This is a genomic window from Citrobacter sp. Cs237, assembly GCF_030332325.1.
In the GTDB taxonomy this organism is placed as follows: Bacteria; Pseudomonadota; Gammaproteobacteria; order Enterobacterales; family Enterobacteriaceae; genus Citrobacter_A; species Citrobacter_A sedlakii.
Genome location: NZ_JAOWIB010000055.1, coordinates 1 through 260 on the forward strand (window position 1 = coordinate 1; position 260 = coordinate 260).

The window sequence follows — 260 nt, forward strand, 5'->3', positions numbered from 1 at the left end:
GATTAGCACGTCCTTCATCGCCTCTGACTGCCAGGGCATCCACCGTGTACGCTTGGTCGCTTAACCTCACAACCCGAAGAGGTCTTGTTCTGTCCGGTTCGTTGCGCGTCGTGAATACTGCGTTGTTCCGTACTCGCGATGCTCATGGACGGTAAGTCCACTGCGCTCGCTGCGTGCGGTACGCCTTGTCTTCACTTCGCTCACGTCACCTGTGACAGGATCCTTCATGGTTGCGATAATTGAGAGACTCACGAACAACT

1 protein-coding gene is annotated in these 260 nt (G+C 55.0%); it reads right to left on the bottom strand.

What is annotated here, in order from left to right; genetic code table 11:
* Positions 1 to 66: 66 nt before the first annotated feature.
* Positions 67 to 260: hypothetical protein (locus OGY07_RS01865; RefSeq protein WP_286598342.1), on the bottom strand; the 194-nt coding region annotated here is incomplete at its 5' end.